Annotated in this window: 12 protein-coding genes; 6 read left to right on the top strand and 6 right to left on the bottom strand. The window is 68.3% G+C overall.

Features of this window, described 5'->3' with window-relative positions; genetic code table 11:
- Positions 1–76: 76 nt before the first annotated feature.
- Complete coding sequence (locus tag RTX79_RS10255) at positions 77–1,210, bottom strand: SDR family oxidoreductase (RefSeq protein ID WP_312683564.1); 1,134 nt, start codon at positions 1,208–1,210, stop codon at positions 77–79.
- 181 nt (positions 1,211–1,391) lie between these two features.
- Between RTX79_RS10255 and RTX79_RS10250 the strand changes: the two genes are divergently transcribed.
- Positions 1,392–1,736, top strand: a complete 345-nt coding sequence (locus RTX79_RS10250; RefSeq protein WP_309689266.1) for a hypothetical protein — start codon at positions 1,392–1,394, stop codon at positions 1,734–1,736.
- Here the strand turns inward: RTX79_RS10250 and RTX79_RS10245 are convergent.
- A complete protein-coding gene (locus RTX79_RS10245; RefSeq protein WP_312683562.1) occupies positions 1,720–2,802 on the bottom strand; it encodes a DNA topoisomerase IB in 1,083 nt (360 codons plus the stop codon). The two genes, RTX79_RS10250 and RTX79_RS10245, sit on opposite strands and share 17 nt — an antisense overlap.
- 117 nt (positions 2,803–2,919) lie before the next feature.
- On the opposite strand from RTX79_RS10245, the gene RTX79_RS10240 reads away from it, so the two are divergent.
- From RTX79_RS10240 to RTX79_RS10230, 3 genes are all read left to right on the top strand, one after another.
- The gene (locus tag RTX79_RS10240) at positions 2,920–3,315 is read left to right on the top strand and encodes an I78 family peptidase inhibitor (RefSeq protein WP_123699951.1); all 396 of its coding nucleotides are present in this window, start codon (positions 2,920–2,922) and stop codon (positions 3,313–3,315) included.
- A gap of 345 nt (positions 3,316–3,660) precedes the next feature.
- A complete protein-coding gene (gltB, locus tag RTX79_RS10235) occupies positions 3,661–8,115 on the top strand; it encodes a glutamate synthase large subunit (protein ID WP_312683561.1) in 4,455 nt (1,484 codons plus the stop codon).
- Positions 8,116–8,185: 70 nt separating this feature from the next.
- Complete coding sequence (locus RTX79_RS10230) at positions 8,186–9,631, top strand: FAD-dependent oxidoreductase (protein WP_312683559.1); 1,446 nt, start codon at positions 8,186–8,188, stop codon at positions 9,629–9,631.
- Between the two features lie 19 nt (positions 9,632–9,650).
- On the opposite strand, the gene RTX79_RS10225 is transcribed toward RTX79_RS10230, so the two are convergent.
- Entirely contained in the window at positions 9,651–11,681 is a 2,031-nt protein-coding gene (locus RTX79_RS10225; RefSeq protein WP_312683557.1) for an ATP-binding protein, read from the bottom strand.
- A 201-nt stretch (positions 11,682–11,882) separates the two neighbouring features.
- Here RTX79_RS10225 and RTX79_RS10220 point away from each other — a divergent pair, with 201 nt between their 5' ends.
- Positions 11,883–12,755, top strand: coding sequence for a methylglyoxal synthase (locus RTX79_RS10220; protein WP_312683555.1), 873 nt, complete (start codon positions 11,883–11,885; stop codon positions 12,753–12,755).
- Between the two features lie 160 nt (positions 12,756–12,915).
- Here RTX79_RS10220 and RTX79_RS10215 read toward each other — a convergent pair whose 3' ends face one another.
- From RTX79_RS10215 to ttcA, 3 genes are read right to left on the bottom strand one after another with little or no spacing between them, the layout of a single operon-like run.
- Positions 12,916–13,695 carry a M48 family metallopeptidase gene (locus tag RTX79_RS10215; protein ID WP_312683554.1) on the bottom strand — a complete coding sequence of 260 codons (780 nt, stop codon included), beginning with the start codon at positions 13,693–13,695 and terminating at the stop codon, positions 12,916–12,918.
- A 58-nt stretch (positions 13,696–13,753) separates the two neighbouring features.
- Positions 13,754–14,659, bottom strand: coding sequence for a recombination-associated protein RdgC (locus RTX79_RS10210; RefSeq protein ID WP_057507713.1), 906 nt, complete (start codon positions 14,657–14,659; stop codon positions 13,754–13,756).
- A 12-nt stretch (positions 14,660–14,671) separates the two neighbouring features.
- Entirely contained in the window at positions 14,672–15,559 is an 888-nt protein-coding gene (gene ttcA / locus RTX79_RS10205) for a tRNA 2-thiocytidine(32) synthetase TtcA (RefSeq protein WP_057507714.1), read from the bottom strand.
- A gap of 90 nt (positions 15,560–15,649) precedes the next feature.
- Here ttcA and RTX79_RS10200 point away from each other — a divergent pair, with 90 nt between their 5' ends.
- Positions 15,650–15,853, top strand: coding sequence for a YdcH family protein (locus RTX79_RS10200; protein ID WP_057507715.1), 204 nt, complete (start codon positions 15,650–15,652; stop codon positions 15,851–15,853).
- Positions 15,854–15,869 lie beyond the last annotated feature (16 nt).

Genomic DNA, 15,869 nt, shown 5'->3' with positions numbered 1-15,869 from the left:
CACGTGTCGCCACAGTGCCCGTGGCGACAGGTGTAGTCAACCCCCCGAAGGTCATGTACCGACGAACGGCAAGGGGTCAGCCGCGCGGGCCGCCCATCACCGGCAGGATCGCGCCACTGATGTAGCTGGAACAGCTGGGCGCGGCCAGGAACACGTAGGCCGGCGACAGCTCTTCCGGCTGCGCGGCGCGGCCCATGTCACTGTCCTGGCCGAACTCGCCGACGTCCGGCGCGGCCTTGTCGGCTGGATTCAACGGCGTCCACACCGGGCCCGGCGCAACGCAGTTGACCCGGATGCCGCGCGGCAGCAGCTGGCTGGCCAGGGCCTTGGTGAAGGCATGGATGGCACCCTTGGTGGCCGAGTAGTCGATCAGCGACTTGCTGCCGAACAGGCCGGTTTCCGATCCCGAATTGACGATGCTGGCACCCTCGCCAAGGTACGGCAGCACGGCGCGGGCCATCTGGATGTAACCGCCGATGTTGGTCTGCAGGGTCTCATGCAGGTGGGCGTCATCTAGGTCTTCCAGGCGATGGCAATGCAGCTGGAAGGCCGCATTGTTGACCAGGATGTCGATGCCGCCGAAGGCCTTGGCCACCTGCTTCACCGCGCGATTGCAGAACCTCGGATCACGCACGTCACCGGCGATCACGATGCAGCGTCCGCCTTCGCGTTCCACGTGCTGGCGGGTGACATCGGCATCTTCGTGTTCGTCCAGGTGCAGTACGGCCACGTCCGCGCCTTCGCGGGCATACAGCACGGCGACCGCGCGACCGATGCCGGAATCGCCGCCGGTGACGATCGCACGCAGGCCCTTCAGCTTGCCGCTGCCTGCGTAGTCCGGGGCAAGGAAACGGGGCGCCAAGTCCAGCGCGTGCTCGTGGCCGGGCTTGGCGATGGACTGGGCGGGCATCTTCTCAGGCTGCTTGCGGGTGCCTGCCTGGGTCACCTTTTTCTTCGCCGCCTGCTTGCTGGCGCGCGCGTCCTTGGCCTTTTCCTGGTCCTGCAGGCGACGCTGTCGCGCGGCGACCCGTGCACCCCGTTCGTCGGTGGCGGCGGTCTTGCGGGTGGCGGTCTTGACCACGCGTTTGCGTGCGGTGCCTTCTGCATCGGCCGGCGCCGCAGCGGCGGCGCGGGTGCCCTTGCGGACCTTCGGGGTGGCTTTCTGGCGGGCGGGGACTTTCTTTGCCGGGGCGGTCTTGGCGGTAGCCATGAGATCTCCTCTTGAAGCGGGTTGTCCAGGACAGCGCGGTGTGTCCAGGGCGTGCAACCAGTCTCCACATCGCGCGTTGCCGTGGCAGTGAATGCAACGTGCCCGGCATGTGCACGCGTTCATCCCGACACCACGCCGCACCCGTCAGGCTGGAGGCCTCGAACCCAGTGGAGCTGCATCGATGATCCGTTACCTCAGCGTGGCCGCGATGGCCGTTTCCCTGGCCGCCTGCAGCAGCACGCCGGTGGCCCAGGTGCAGCCGATCGACGGCGTGATTTCCGGTCAATGCCACCTGGACAAGGTGCAGGGCGCGGTCGGCCTGGCGGCGTCGGCGGCGACCGTGGAGCGTGCGCGCGTGGACAGTGACAGCCTGCAGGTGCAGGTACTGCGCGGCACTCGCGAGCGCAGTGGCCCCACCGCCAGCGGCAGCGCCGATCCGGCCGCCGGTGCCGCGCATGAAGGCGGCGAGCGGCTGACGATCGAAACCGGTCGCACCAACAACATCACCGCTATTTATTGCGGCTGACCTTGGTGCTGCGGCTGACCTTGGCCGTCACCCGGCGTGCCCTGCGCAGGTAGCGCAGGGTCGCCTGTTCCCACTGCCGCTGGCCACGCAGGCCGGCCAGCGCGACCAGCTCCCCCCGCTCCCAGCCGCCGAACACGCTGGGATCGATATAGGCCTTGCGGCAGACCGCCGGCGTGTTGCCCAGCAGGTCGGCCACCTTGCACACCACCTCGCGCTGCGCGGCGGCCAGTGCGGTCTTGCTGGCCGGCTCGGGCAGCTCGGTGGCGGCGAACGCCCGCAGCGCTTCCACGGTGCCGCCCCACGTGCGGAAATCCTTGGCGGTGAACTCCTCGCCCATCACCTCGCGCAGGTAGTCGTTGACCTCGCCGGAATCGACCGGCTGCAGCGTGCCGTCGTCGTCGCGGTACTGGAACAGCGCCTGCCCGGGGAGCTGCTGGATGCGACGCACCTGCCTGGCCAGCTGCTTGTCGCCGATCTCTACCTCATGCTGCTGCCCGGACTTGCCGCGGAAGCGCATCTGCACCCGCCCGCCGGCCACCAGCGCCAGGTGCCGGTTGCGCAGCGTGGTCAGGCCGAAGGATTTGTTTTCGCGCGCATAGGTTTCATTGCCGACCCGCACCAGGGTGTCGGCAAGCAGCGCGACCACGATCGCCAGGACTTTTTCGCGCGGGAATCCGGTGCGCTTCAGGTCGTTGCGCAGATGCCGGCGCAGCGTGGGCAGCGCCTCGCCGAAGGCGATGATGCGGTCGAACTTGCCCTCCCCGCGCACCCGCGCCCAGTCGGGATGGTAGCGGTACTGCTTGCGGCCCCGCGCATCACGGCCGGTCGCCTGCAGGTGGCCGTTGGGCCAGTGGCAGATCCAGACATCGGTGTACGCCGGCGGCACGGCCAGGGAGCGGATGCGGGCGAGCACGTCGGCATCGCGAACGGCCTGTCCGGCCGGATCGCGGTAGGCGAATCCCTTGCCCGCACGGCGTCGCTGATAGCCCGGTTGGCTGTCGTCCACGTAACGCAGTCCGGCGGCGCGGGCGGCGGCTTTTTCAGGGGTTGCGGCGGTTTGGCTCATGCCTGCAGTGTGGCCGTCGCGCCGAGCAGGCCGCGTCAATAACGCAACACGAACACGTGGACGGCCTACAGCCGTTATGCTCACGCTTTCGTCATCCAGAACGTTTCCGGAGTCCGCATGTCGTTCCCGCAGTTGCCGCGCCTGGCGCGCCCCTTCCTGCTCCTGCTCCCCGCCACCCTGTTCCTGGCCGCCTGCTCGGCGCCGCCGATGGACGAACAGGATGCCGTCACCGCACAGGCCCAGCAGGCCGCTGAAAATGCCACCGCCCCCGCCGACGAAGCCGGCAAGGCGACCGAAGCCCCGCCGATCGGCAACTGCGATGCCACCCAGGTGCAGAGCCTGGTCGGCCAGCCCTTCACCGATGCCCTCGGCAGCCAGGCCCAGCAGGACGCCAGTGCGAAATCGCTGCGCGTGCTGCGCCCCGGCGACATGACCACGATGGAGTTCGTGGGCGAGCGCCTGAATGTGGAAGTGGACGAGAAGGATGTGGTCAGCGGCCTTCGCTGCGGCTGATTTCCCCAGCGCTGGCAAGCACTTGCCAGCGCCTTGGTTGCGCGTGCAACCGTGTGTTGCGGCATTGCACCATCTATGGTCTAGTCGAAGCATCCGGTGGCATCCCGCGCGCTCCAGGCAGCGCGTCCTGTCTCCTGGAATGAGCGCGAAAGCGCTTGGCGAGCGCCAGGGGAGGCACGCCACCGCACGGGGCATCCGCCCTGCCGGGGGAACGGTCGCATCGACCAACGCCAGGACGCTGCTTCGCTGTCCCTGCCATCCCGGCACGGCACCCTCATTCCGGTGGTCACGGCGCGTCCTGTGGGCAGGCGCAGGAGTCCCCGCTCACCTGACCAAGAGGCAAAGATGGCCCCCCGCAACCGCCAAGGGCTTTACGACCCACGACACGAGCGCGATGCCTGTGGTTTCGGCATGGTCGCCCAGCTGGATGACCAGCCGTCCCGGCTGCTCGTGGATACCGCCATCGCCGCGCTTTCGCGGATGACCCACCGCGGTGGCGTCGCCGCCGACGGCGTGACCGGCGACGGCTGCGGCCTGCTGCTGCGTCGCCCGCAGGTGTTCCTCAAAGCCATCGCCGCCGAAGCGGGCATCAGCGTCGGCGCGCGCTTCGCTGCCGGCGTGGTGTTCCTGCCGCACGATGAAACCGCCGCCGCGCAGTGCCGCGCCGCGCTGGAAGCCGAGCTGTCCAAGGCCGGCACGCAGCCGCGCGGCTGGCGCGTGGTGCCGACCGATCCCAGCGTCTGCGGCCAGTTGGCACGCGACACGCTGCCGCGCATCGAACAGGTCTTCGTCGATGCCGGCCAGGCCCAGGACAATGCCGCCTTCACCCTGGCCCTGTTCCTGGCCCGTCGCCGCAGCGAACAGTCGCTGCGCGACCACGCCGACTACTACGTCACTACGCTCAGCCCGAACGCGATCAGCTACAAGGGCATGGTGCTGCCGGACAAGCTGTCGCGCTTCTTCCTGGACCTGCAGCGCAGCGACCTGGCCTCCAGCGCGATCGTGTTCCACCAGCGTTTCTCCACCAATACGCTGCCGCGCTGGCCGCTGGCGCATCCGTTCCGCATGCTCGCCCACAACGGTGAAATCAACACCATCGAAGGCAACCGTCGCTGGGCGCAGGCGCGCAGCAAGGTGTGGAAGACCCCGCGCTTCGACATCGCTGAATTCGATCCGGTGATCTCCATGCACGGTTCGGATTCGCAGAGCCTGGACAACATGCTGGAACTGATGGTCAGCGCCGGCATGGAGCTGATCCAGGCACTGCGCATCCTGGTTCCGCCGGCCACCCAGTCGCTGGAATTCAAGGATCCCGACCTCGCCGCCTTCTACGAATTCCACGGGCTCAACAGCGAGCCGTGGGACGGCCCGGCCGGCATCGTCGCCTGCGACGACCGCTATGCGGTATGCACGCTGGACCGCAACGGCCTGCGCCCGGCACGCTGGATGCTCACCTCCGACCGCCACTTCCTGGTCGCCTCCGAAGCCGGCGTCTGGGAAGTGCCGACCGAACGCGTGGTGCGCAAGGGCAAGCTGGGGCCGGGCGAGATGATCGCCATCGACCTCAAGCGCGGCGACCTGCTCGATTCGGAGGCGGTGGACCGCATCAACCGCGGCCGCGCGCCGTACAAGCAGTGGCTGCAGCAGGGCGTGACCTACCTGCAGACCGAACTGATCGATCCTTCGCTGGTGGAAGAACCGTTCGACGCCCGCACCCTGCGCAGCTACCACAAGCTGTACCAGCTCAGCACCGAGGAAGTGGAGCAGGTACTGCGCCCGCTGGCGGAAACCGAACAGGAAGCCACCGGTTCAATGGGCGATGACACGCCGATGGCGGTGCTGAGCCAGCGCAGCCGGCCGCTGTACGACTACTTCCGCCAGGCGTTCGCGCAGGTCACCAACCCGCCGATCGATCCGCTGCGCGAAGACTGCGCGATGTCGCTGTCCACCCAGCTCGGCAAGGAGACCAACATCTTCCATGCCGGCGCGGAGACGGTTAACCACGTCATCCTCAACTCGCCGGTGCTGAGCCAGCGCAAGCTGCGCCAGCTGCTGAAGATGGAGCAGTACGCCGACGCCAACCGGCTGATCGACCTGTCCTACAGCGAAGAAGAAGGCCTGCGCGCCGGCATCGAGCGCATCTGTGCCGAGGCCGAACAGGCCGCGCGCGATGGCATCGTCATGCTGCTGCTGTCCGACCGCTATCCGGTCACCGACCGGCCGATGGTGCATGCCCTGCTGGCTACCAGCGCGGTGCACCACCACCTGTGCAACACCGGACTGCGCTGCGAGGTGAACCTGATCCTGGAAACCGGCACCGCGCGCGATCCGCACCACATGGCCTGCCTGCTCGGCTTCGGTGCCACCGCGGTGTATCCGTACCTGGCCTACCAGACCCTGTTCGACCTCGGCCGCCGCGGCATCCTCAAGCTCAGCAAGGGCGGCGAGCAGTCGCAGATCGGCCGTCGTTACCGCAAGGGCGTGTACAAGGGCCTGTCCAAGATCATCTCCAAGATGGGCATCTGCACGGTGGCCAGCTACCGCGGTGCACAGCTGTTCGAGATCGTCGGGCTGGAGCCGGACGTGGTCGAGCTGTGCTTCCCGGAGACGCCGTCGCGGGTCGGCGGCGTCAGCTTCGCGCGGCTGGATGCCGAAGCCCGCGAACTGACCGTGCAGGCCTGGGACGACCAGGTGCAGCCGGACGTCGGCGGCCTGCTGAAGTACGTCCACGGCGGCGAATACCACATGTACAACCCGGACGTGGTCATGACCCTGCAGCGCGCCTCGCGCTCGGGCGATCCGACTCACTGGCAGGCGTACTGCGATGCCGTGCATGCACGTCCGCCGTCGGCGCTGCGCGACCTGCTGCAGCTGGTACCCGCCGCCACGCCCACCCCGCTGGACGAGGTGGCACCGGCCAGCGAGCTGTTCCCGCGCTTCGATACCGCGGCGATCAGCCTGGGCGCGTTGTCGCCGGAAGCGCATGAAGCGCTGGCCATCGCCATGAACCGGCTGGGTGGCCGCAGCAACTCCGGCGAAGGCGGCGAAGACCCCGCCCGCTATGGCACCGAAAAGCGTTCCAAGATCAAGCAGGTCGCGTCCGGTCGCTTCGGTGTCACCGCCGAATACCTCGTCAACGCCGAAGTGCTGCAGATCAAGGTCGCCCAGGGTGCCAAGCCCGGCGAAGGCGGCCAGCTGCCCGGCCACAAGGTCAACGAACTGATTGCCCGCCTGCGTTATGCCAAGCCGGGCATCGGCCTGATCTCGCCGCCGCCGCACCATGACATCTATTCCATCGAAGACCTGGCCCAGCTGATCTACGACCTCAAGCAGGTCAACCCGACCGCGCTGGTGTCGGTGAAGCTGGTCAGCCATGCCGGCGTGGGCACGATCGCCGCTGGCGTGGTGAAAGCCGGCGCCGACCTGATCACCATCTCCGGCCACGACGGCGGCACCGGCGCTTCGCCGGTCAGCTCGATCCGCTACGCCGGCGTGCCGTGGGAACTGGGCGTGGCCGAAGCGCACCAGGCACTGGTCGGCAACGACCTGCGCGCGCGCACCATCCTGCAGACCGATGGCGGCCTGAAGACCGGCCTGGACGTGGTCAAGGCGGCCATCCTCGGCGCGGACAGCTTCGGTTTCGGCACCGGTCCGATGATCGTGCTGGGCTGCAAGTACCTGCGCATCTGCCACCTCAACAACTGCGCCACCGGCGTGGCCACCCAGGACGAGCGCCTGCGCGAGAACTATTTCACCGGCCAGCCCGAACGCGTGGAGAACTTCTTCAAGCTGTTGGCCGAAGAAGTGCGCGGCTGGCTGTCCTACCTGGGCGTGCGTTCGCTGCAGGACATCGTCGGCCGCACCGAACTGCTGCGGCAGATCGATACCGCGCCGCGCGAAGGCGTGCGCGTGGACCTGTCGCGGCTGCTCGCCGATGCCAGCTACGAAGGCAACCACTGCGCCGCCCAGCGCCTGTACGAATCACCGGACAGCCTGGCCACCCAGATGGACGGCCTGCTGGCCGATGCCATCGCCAACAAGCGGGGCGGCGACCATCGCTTCCTGATCCACAACACCGACCGCAGCATCGGCACCCGCCTGTCGGGCACCATCGCCCGCGCGCACGGCAACCAGGGCATGGCCGAATCGCCGCTGGAACTGCGCTTCCGCGGCACCGCCGGGCAGAGCTTCGGTGCCTTCAACGTCGGTGGCCTGCACCTGGAAGTGGAAGGCGAAGCCAACGACTACGTGGGCAAGGGCATGGCCGGCGGCCGGCTGGTGGTGCGTCCGCCACGCGGCGCGCGCTTCGAGGCCCGCAGCACCGCGATCATCGGCAACACCTGCCTGTACGGCGCCACCGGTGGCGAGCTGTTCGCCGCCGGCCGGGCCGGCGAGCGCTTCGCGGTGCGCAACTCCGGCGCGCTGGCGGTGATCGAAGGCGCCGGTGACCACTGCTGCGAATACATGACCGACGGCGTGGTGCTGGTGCTCGGCAAGGTCGGCCTGAACTTCGGCGCCGGCTTCACCGGCGGGCTGGCCTACGTGCTCGATGTGGACCGTGATTTCGTCGACCGCTACAACCATGAGCTGATCGACATCCATCGCGTGTCCGCCGAAGGCTTCGAGAACTACCGCCAGCACCTGCATCGGCTGATCGGCCGCCATCGCGAGCTGACCGGCAGCATCTGGGCCCAGCAGATCATGGACGAGTTCCGCGATTACATCGGCAAGTTCTGGCTGGTGAAGCCCAAGGCCGCCAGCATCGAATCGCTGACCGAAACCCTGCGCCGCGCCGCATGACCCCGCCCCTTTCATCGGTAGTGCCGGCCACTGGCCGGCAGCACCTCCAAGCCGAGAGGCAGAGCCCGCCATGAGTCGCAAGCACGCTTTCCAGTTCCTCGACCTGCCCCGGACGATGCCGCAGCGCATCCCGGTGGAGCTGCGCACCTCCGGCGACTGGGGCGAGCTGTACGGCAAGTTCGGCAAGGAGGACGCGCAGTACCAGGCCGGCCGCTGCCTGGACTGCGGCAACCCGTACTGCAGCTGGAAGTGCCCGGTGCACAATGCGATCCCGCAGTGGCTGCAGCTGGTGCAGGAAAACCGCATCGAAGAAGCCGCCACGCTGTGCCACAGCACCAACCCGCTGCCGGAAGTGTGTGGCCGGGTGTGCCCGCAGGACCGCCTGTGCGAAGGCAGCTGCACACTGGAGGAATTCGGGGCGGTGACCATCGGCGCGGTGGAGAAATACATCGTCGATACCGCGCTCGCCCGCGGCTGGCGACCGGACCTGAGCACGGTGGAGCCCACCGGCCGCACCGTGGCGGTGGTGGGTGCGGGCCCGGCCGGACTGGCCTGCGCCGACCGCCTGGCGCGTGCCGGCATCACCGCGGTGGTCTACGACCGCTACGAACAGATCGGCGGGCTGCTGCAGTTCGGCATCCCCAGCTTCAAGCTGGACAAGGACGTGATCCGCAAGCGCCGCGAGGTGCTGGAAGGCATGGGCGTGCAGTTCCGCCTGGGCGTGGAGATCGGCCGCGATGTCACCGTGGACGACCTGCTGCAGCGCCACGATGCGGTGTTCCTCGGCACCGGTGCCTACCGCTATACCGACGGCGGGCTGGATGGGCAGGACCTGAAAGGCGTGCTCCCTGCGCTGCCGTTCCTGGTGCAGAACGCCCGCATCGTCAGCGGCGACAACCCGCAGGGCCGGCCGATCGCCGGCTGGGAAGACCAGATCAGCCTGCCCGACCTCACCGGCAAGCGCGTGGTGGTGCTGGGCGGCGGCGATACCGGCATGGACTGCGTGCGCAGCGCCATCCGCTTGGGTGCGGCGCGCGTCACCTGTGCCTACCGCCGCGACGAAGCCAACATGCCCGGCTCCGCGCGCGAAGTCGCCAACGCCCGCGAAGAGGGCGTGCGCTTCCTGTTCAACCGCCAGCCGCTGTCCATCGAAGCCGGTGCCGATGACGAGGCGATCGGCGTGACCGTGGTGGAAACCCGGCTGGGCGAACCCGATGCCAATGGCCGCCAGGCCGCGGTGCCGATCGAAGGCAGCGAATCGCTGCTGGAAGCGGACGTGGTGATCATCGCCTTCGGCTTCTCGCCGAGTGCGCCGGAATGGCTGTCCGCGCACGGCGTGGAATCCACCGGCAACGGTCGCCTGCAGGTCAGTGGCAAGGACCGCCTGCCGTTCCAGACCGCACACCCGCGGCTGTTCGCCGGCGGCGATGCGGTGCGCGGTGCGGACCTGGTGGTGACCGCCGTGGCCGAAGGCCGCGATGCGGCGGCGAGCATCGTGCGCCTGCTGCTGGCATGACCCTGCGCATGCCCCTGCGCTAGCCTTCCAGCTGGCGCAGGTGCGCGATGCAGCGCTGCAGTCGGCTGCGCAACTGGTCGCGCTCGGCGCGGGAGGGCGGCGCCTGCGCCTCGTTCAGCTCGCGCAGGTGTGCGGCCAGCGCGACCAGCCCCAGGCTGCCCACGCCGCCGGCCATGCGATGCAACCGCTGCGAGGCCACCTGCGGATCCGCTTGCCGCCATGCCTCCTCCAGGACCACCGCATCCTCTTCCAGGCTCGCGCGCAGCGTATGCACCAGCTGGCGGGCGGCGTCTTCGTTGCCGAACCGCGCCGCCAGCGACGCCAGGGTCGGTGCATCGGTGGGGTCCACCGCCGGGCAGGACCCTGCAGCTGCGGCTCCCCCGGCGAGCAGCCCAGGGGCGACCCTGGCGATGGCCTCGTGCAGCGTGCGCCGACTGATCGGCTTGGCAAGCACATGGTCCAGCGCCATCCCGCGCATGCCGTCGGTGTCGGCCGTCATGCCGATGATGGGACCGGGCGGGCGGCCGCGTTCCTGTTCTTCGCGGCGGATCCGCTGCACCAGTTCGGCACCGGTGAGCCCGGGCATCTGCTCATCGGTGAACAGCAGTCGTGGCGGGTCGCGCCGCCATGATGCCAGCGCCTGCAGGCCATCGCTGGCCACTTCCACGTCCAGCCCCATGCCACGCAGCCACCACTGCATCAGCAGCTGCTGGGTGGGATGGTCTTCGGCGACCAGCACGCGGGGCGATGACCCGCTGCAGGACGGCGCCTGCTGACCAGCGGCCCCTACGCTGCCAGGGTTCACCCGCGCATCGGCGCTTCCCCCCGGCGCGTGCGGCAGGTCCAGTTCGATTTCAACCACCGTGCCCTGCCCGGGCGCGCTGCGCAGGACCAGGCTGCCCCCCATCGCAGTGACCAGCTGGCGGCAGATGCCCAGTCCCAACCCGGACCCGCCATGCTGGCGCGTGGTCGAACGCTCAGCCTGGGCGAACGGCTCGAATACCGCCTCCTGCCGCTCCAACGCGATGCCGACCCCGGTATCGGACACGACCAGCCGCACCCGCTGCGCGTGATCGGTATCTTCGACCTGCTGCAGGGACAGCGAGACGCCGCCGTGGCGGGTGAACTTGATCGCGTTGCCGACCAGGTTGAACAGCACCTGCCGCAGGCGGGTGGCATCGGCCAGCAGCTGCGCGGCCACGCGGGGTTCCACGCGCTGGTGCAGGTACAGGCCCTTGGACTGCGCGACCGGCCGCAGCAGGGTTTCCACGCTGTGCACCAGCATCCGCAGGTCGACCGGCCCGGCCTGCAGGTCCATGCCATCGGCACGTCCGGCGGACAGGGCGGCGACGTCGTCCAGGATGCGCGCCAGCATCGACGCGGCATCCTCCAGGGTGTCCATCACCCCATGCTGGTGCCCATCCAGCGTCGCCGCGCGCAGCAGCGCCAGCCGCCCCAGCAGGGCCTGCATGGGTGCGCCGATCCCGGTCCCCAGGCGGGTAACCATCTGCTCGCGCTCGGCCGCGTCCGCTGCCGCCTGGGCGTGCGCGCGGAGGATCGCCTGGGCACGGGTGTCGGCGTCGGAAACATCCATCCAGTAACCGGTCCAGCGCTGCTCCCTGGATGCGTCCACGCTGGGCCATGCCTGCATGGCGATGTGCCGTGGGCCGCGTACGCCATCGGCGCTGAAGCGCAGCGCCACCGGACAGATGCGACGCACCGCGCGCAGCAGCACCGACAGCACCCGCTTGTGGTCGCCGGCATGGATCGCGGACAGGATGCGCGACGGGTCATCCTGCAGTTCGCGCGGTGATGCGCTGAACAGTTGTGGGGTGTCCCCGGCCAGCAGTTCGATCTGGATGCGCCCATCGCGCGCGCGCCGCGCCTGGAACACGACCACCGGCAGGTTGCCGGATACCTCGTCGAACAACCGCTGCACGTCGCGGCGGTGGCGGACTTCGTTGCGCAGCCGCCAGTAGCCGTTCGCCTGCACGAGGGCGATGCCGGCCAGTGCCAGCAGCAGGCCGGCAACCACGAGAGGGCCCCGCATCGGCCCGGGCAGCGTGAGCGACCCCAGTGCAAGGCAGGCGGTGACAAAACACGGCGCCACGAAGATGTCCTTTCCGCAATCCATCGGCCACCGACGCTAGCAGGCTCACCGCCGGGCACCATCAGGATTGCTGCATAAGCGACGACGCCTGGCGTGATCCAGCGCATACACTTCGGCAGTGCCCCCCTGGAGAACCCCTGTATGCGACTCGGACTGGCTGCCAACCGGCTGCACCACCATGATGGCGAAGCCGCGCTGTTCCGCTTCCTGCGTGCCAGCGAGGCGGGGCTGCGTGACCTGCAGTGTTCGCTGCATGCGGTCGGCCGCACCTTCGATGCCATCCAGCAGTACGGTCCGCTGCGGGGGGATCCGCTGGTCCAGCAGTATCCGTATGGCCGCGACGGCGGGCTGATGAAGCTGGTGGCCGAGGTGGTCGGCATGGGGGCCGAGCGCAGCCTGGACGGAGCCATCTACCTGATCGACCCGGTTGATCCGTCGTCGATTTTCCCGGAAGCCATCGCGCTCAAGCGCCAGTGCGTGATCCATGCCAAACCCTTCATTTCCACCGTGGCCAGTGCGCGAGACTGGGTGGAGGTGGAACGGCTGCACGCCGGTTTCGCCGCCGATGCCGCGGCGGACGACCTGCACCGGTTCGAAGGGCAGACCCTGGCGCTGATCGCGCACGATGCGATGAAGCCGGCGATGTTGGCGTTTGCCGATGAGCACTTCGCCGTGCTGTCGCGGTTTGCTTCGCGGATCGGCACCGGGACCACCGGGCAGCGCTTGAACGAGCTCGCCTGGAGCCGTGGCTGGCCGGCCGATACGCCGTGGGTGACGCGCTACCAGAGTGGGCCGATGGGCGGTGATGCGCAGATTGCCGATCAGGTGCTGGAGGGTCGCTGCCAGCGTGCGGTGTTCTTCGAAGATCCCCATGTAGCGCGGCAGCATGAGGCCGACATCCAGCTGCTGGAGCGCGCGGTTACCACGGTGACCGATCTGGCGGTGTGCATCACCTCGCCAAGGGTGGCGGCGCGGTGGGCGTCTGCAGCGGCACTGCGTGGTAGAGCCGGCTAGGTTCGAGGCGCCGGATTGTTCCGGGAGGCGCACCGGGAGGACAGGCTGTCCGGGACACGCCGCAAGTACATCCCTGTAGGCTACGGTTCGGCTCCTGCCTCACAGTGTCCCGGACAGCCTGCCCTCCCGGCGCTGCTGACCGTTTCCGTGGGCGGCCGGGTTACAGCAGTTGCCGTAGCATGGCTTTGAGGCGGCGGCCTTCGTGCTGGAAGTAGTCGCGTTGTTGCCGCCAGGCGGGGAAGCGCTGTTCCACTTCGTGCCAGAACGCGGGGGAGTGGTTGGCCTGCAGCAGGTGGCAGAGTTCGTGGACGAGCACGTACTCGAAGGCTTCGGGCTTGCCGAGTACCAGTGCCAGGTCCAGGGCCATGCTGCCGTCGGGGGCCAGTGAACCCCATTGCGAGGACATCACCTTCAGCCGGATCCGCGTCGGCGCGCGCGGCAGGCCGGGCAGGTAGCGCGGCAGCCAGCGTCCTACGTCGGCGCGTGTCTGCGCTTCGTAGAACTCGCGCAGCAGGCGCTTGAGCGTGGTCGGCGTGGCGCGCGCCGGCCAGTGCACGCAGGCGCCCTGTTCGTCTATTTCCAACTTGGCGTAGCGTGCTTCCTGCCAGCGCAGCGGAACCAGTTCACCGCGCAGTAGCAGCAGTCCCGGTTCGCCCGCTACAAGCGGCGGCGGCATGCGATCGGAGCGGTAGTGCTGCAGCTGCTCGGACAGCCAGCCACGATGCTGTTCAAGGAATCGCTCGCCGGTCTGCAGGCTGGCACGCAGCGGCAGCGTCAGCCGCGCACCGCGCTCGTCCACGCTCAGCTTGATGCGACGCGCACGCGGATCGCGCACGCGCAGTACATCGATCTCCGCATCGTCCAGCCGCAGCCGCACGGTGTCGCGCTGCACGGTGGCACTGGGCGCGGGGGACAGCAGGCGGCGGAGCAGGCGACTCATGCCACCAGCATACGCCGCCACGGGCGGCGCGATGTCAGCAACGTCCGCCGCACCCTGTTCAGTCGGCCTTGCTCAGCTTGAAGGCCTCTTCCAGCAGCAGGAACAGGCGGCGGATTTCCGCGCTCTGCAGCGCGAAGCGCGCATCCAGCTCGGCGCGACGTCCGTCATCATCGGAATGCTCCAGCTGGTCCAATGCGCCATCGAGGAACTTCAGCTTGCGCACGATCAGGTCATCGCCGATCACGAAGGACAGGTTGTCTTCGAACACCAGCGCCAGCTTGGTGACCTGCTTGCCCGCGTCCAGGTGTTTGTCGATCTCGTCGCAGCGCAGCTCCTGGTGCTGGCACTTGACCACGGCACCGCCCTCCACCGGATCCTTCATTTCGCACTCTTCGCCCAGCGACAGGCCGGTCGGCAGCGCTTCGCCGGCGATCCAGCCGGTGAGGATCGAACGCGGCGCCACTTCGGCGTTCAGCGGCATCGCCGGGAAACTGCCCAGCAGTCCACGGATGTCGGACATGAAGTACTCGGCGGTCTTGCGGCTGGAGCAGTCCACCGCGACGTAGCCATGCTTGAGGTCGATGAAGGCATCGTTGCGCGAGTTCTTGACGAAGGCGCGCGGCAGCAGTTCATGCAGCAGGTCGTCCTTCATGCGCTTGCGCTCGCGGCCGCCGGGACGCCGCCCTTCGTTGGACTCGATCTCTTCCAGCTTGCGCTCCAGCAGGTCGTTGACCACCGCGCCCGGCAGGATCTTGTCTTCACCACCGACGGTCAGCCACAGGTGCTCTTCGATGCGGTGCGAGAACTGTTCCTTCTCTTCGCGGCCGAACGGCGAGATGAAGCCACGCGAATTCATCTCAAGCGGGCCGACCGGCTTGAGCAGGGCATTCGGCAACTGGGTGTCCACGCTGGAGAAATCGGTGGCGGTAGGGAAACGGAAGAAAGTCAGGTTGCGAAAGAACATGGAATTCCGGATTCAGGAGTGAAGGGCGCCGTGGCCATCGTCGGCCAGCGGCGTCTCAGGAGGTGCGTCGCGGTGGCGACGCTCCAGGGAATGAAAATCAAACAGGGTCGGGTCGGCCAGCTGCGACGGTTCCACGCTGGCCAGCGCACGGGCGATCTGGTCCACGCGCCCCGGATGGTCACTATCCCATTGCGCCAGCAGCTGGCCTATCTGGCGACGCTGCAGGTTGGGTTGGCTGCCACACAGCGTGCACGGGATGATCGGGAAGCGGCGTGCCTGCGCGTACTGCGCGATGTCCCGCTCGCGCACATAGGCCAGCGGCCGGATCACTACGTGCTGGCCGTCGTCGCTGCGCAGCTTGGGCGGCATGCCGGACAGCTTGGCGTGGTGGAACAGGTTCATCAGGAACGTCGCCGCCATGTCATCGCGGTGGTGCCCCAGCGCGATCCGGGTGAAGCCATGGGTGGCGGCATGCTGGTACAGCGCGCCACGCCGCAGCCGGGAGCACAGCGAACACTGCGTACGCCCTTCCGGGATCACCCGGCTGACCACCGAATAGGTGTCCTGTTCGATGATCTGGTACGGCACCCCCAGGCGCTGCAGGTAGGCGGGGAGCACGTCAGCGGGAAACCCTGGCTGCTTCTGGTCCAAGTTGACCGCCACCAGTTCGAACGGAACCGGCGCCCTGCGCTGGAGCTGCAGCAGCATGTCCAGCAGGGTGTAACTGTCCTTGCCGCCGGACAGGCACACCATCACTTTGTCCCCCGCCCCGATCATGCCGTAATCAGCAATGGCCTGGCCGACCTGCCGACGCAGCGCGCGGCCCAGCACGTCCCCCTGTGCATCGGCCTCGCGGCGGCCGCGTGGCAGGGGATCTGGCAGGGACAGGACGGCGGTCATCCGTCCATTCTACCGGCTGGCATGCGCGCTTCCGAGGCTTCCGGATCGGTGGTTCTCCCAGTGGTCACCCGTGCTGTGTATGCTCGACGGGTGGATACCTACACTCCCGCAGAGATCACCGAGCGCCTGCTCGCGCTGCGCGCCGACCACCGCGCGCTGGACGAACGCATCACGCGCATGGCGGCCAATGGCGAAGACGACCTGGAGTCCAAGCGGCTCAAGCGTCACCGGCTGCAGCTGAAAGACTGCATCACCCGGCTTGAAAGCCTGCAGATCCCCGACGAGCCGGCCTGAACCCTGCGGGTGGGTG

This window comes from Stenotrophomonas chelatiphaga (assembly GCF_032054965.1).
GTDB classification, from domain to species: Bacteria; Pseudomonadota; Gammaproteobacteria; order Xanthomonadales; family Xanthomonadaceae; genus Stenotrophomonas; species Stenotrophomonas chelatiphaga.
The sequence above is the reverse complement of the archived record's forward strand: the minus strand, read 5'-3'. Positions and strand labels throughout refer to the sequence as shown.

What these genes read in the sequence shown, in the direction of transcription:
- RTX79_RS10255 (WP_312683564.1), bottom strand. Translation starts at nt 1,210, where the DNA reads ATGGCTACCGCCAAGACCGCCCCGGCAAAGAAAGTCCCCGCCCGCCAG.
- RTX79_RS10250 (WP_309689266.1), top strand. Translation starts at nt 1,392, where the DNA reads ATGATCCGTTACCTCAGCGTGGCCGCGATGGCCGTTTCCCTGGCCGCC.
- RTX79_RS10245 (WP_312683562.1), bottom strand. Translation starts at nt 2,802, where the DNA reads ATGAGCCAAACCGCCGCAACCCCTGAAAAAGCCGCCGCCCGCGCCGCC.
- RTX79_RS10240 (WP_123699951.1), top strand. Translation starts at nt 2,920, where the DNA reads ATGTCGTTCCCGCAGTTGCCGCGCCTGGCGCGCCCCTTCCTGCTCCTG.
- gltB (WP_312683561.1), top strand. Translation starts at nt 3,661, where the DNA reads ATGGCCCCCCGCAACCGCCAAGGGCTTTACGACCCACGACACGAGCGC.
- RTX79_RS10230 (WP_312683559.1), top strand. Translation starts at nt 8,186, where the DNA reads ATGAGTCGCAAGCACGCTTTCCAGTTCCTCGACCTGCCCCGGACGATG.
- RTX79_RS10225 (WP_312683557.1), bottom strand. Translation starts at nt 11,681, where the DNA reads ATGCGGGGCCCTCTCGTGGTTGCCGGCCTGCTGCTGGCACTGGCCGGC.
- RTX79_RS10220 (WP_312683555.1), top strand. Translation starts at nt 11,883, where the DNA reads ATGCGACTCGGACTGGCTGCCAACCGGCTGCACCACCATGATGGCGAA.
- RTX79_RS10215 (WP_312683554.1), bottom strand. Translation starts at nt 13,695, where the DNA reads ATGAGTCGCCTGCTCCGCCGCCTGCTGTCCCCCGCGCCCAGTGCCACC.
- RTX79_RS10210 (WP_057507713.1), bottom strand. Translation starts at nt 14,659, where the DNA reads ATGTTCTTTCGCAACCTGACTTTCTTCCGTTTCCCTACCGCCACCGAT.
- ttcA (WP_057507714.1), bottom strand. Translation starts at nt 15,559, where the DNA reads ATGACCGCCGTCCTGTCCCTGCCAGATCCCCTGCCACGCGGCCGCCGC.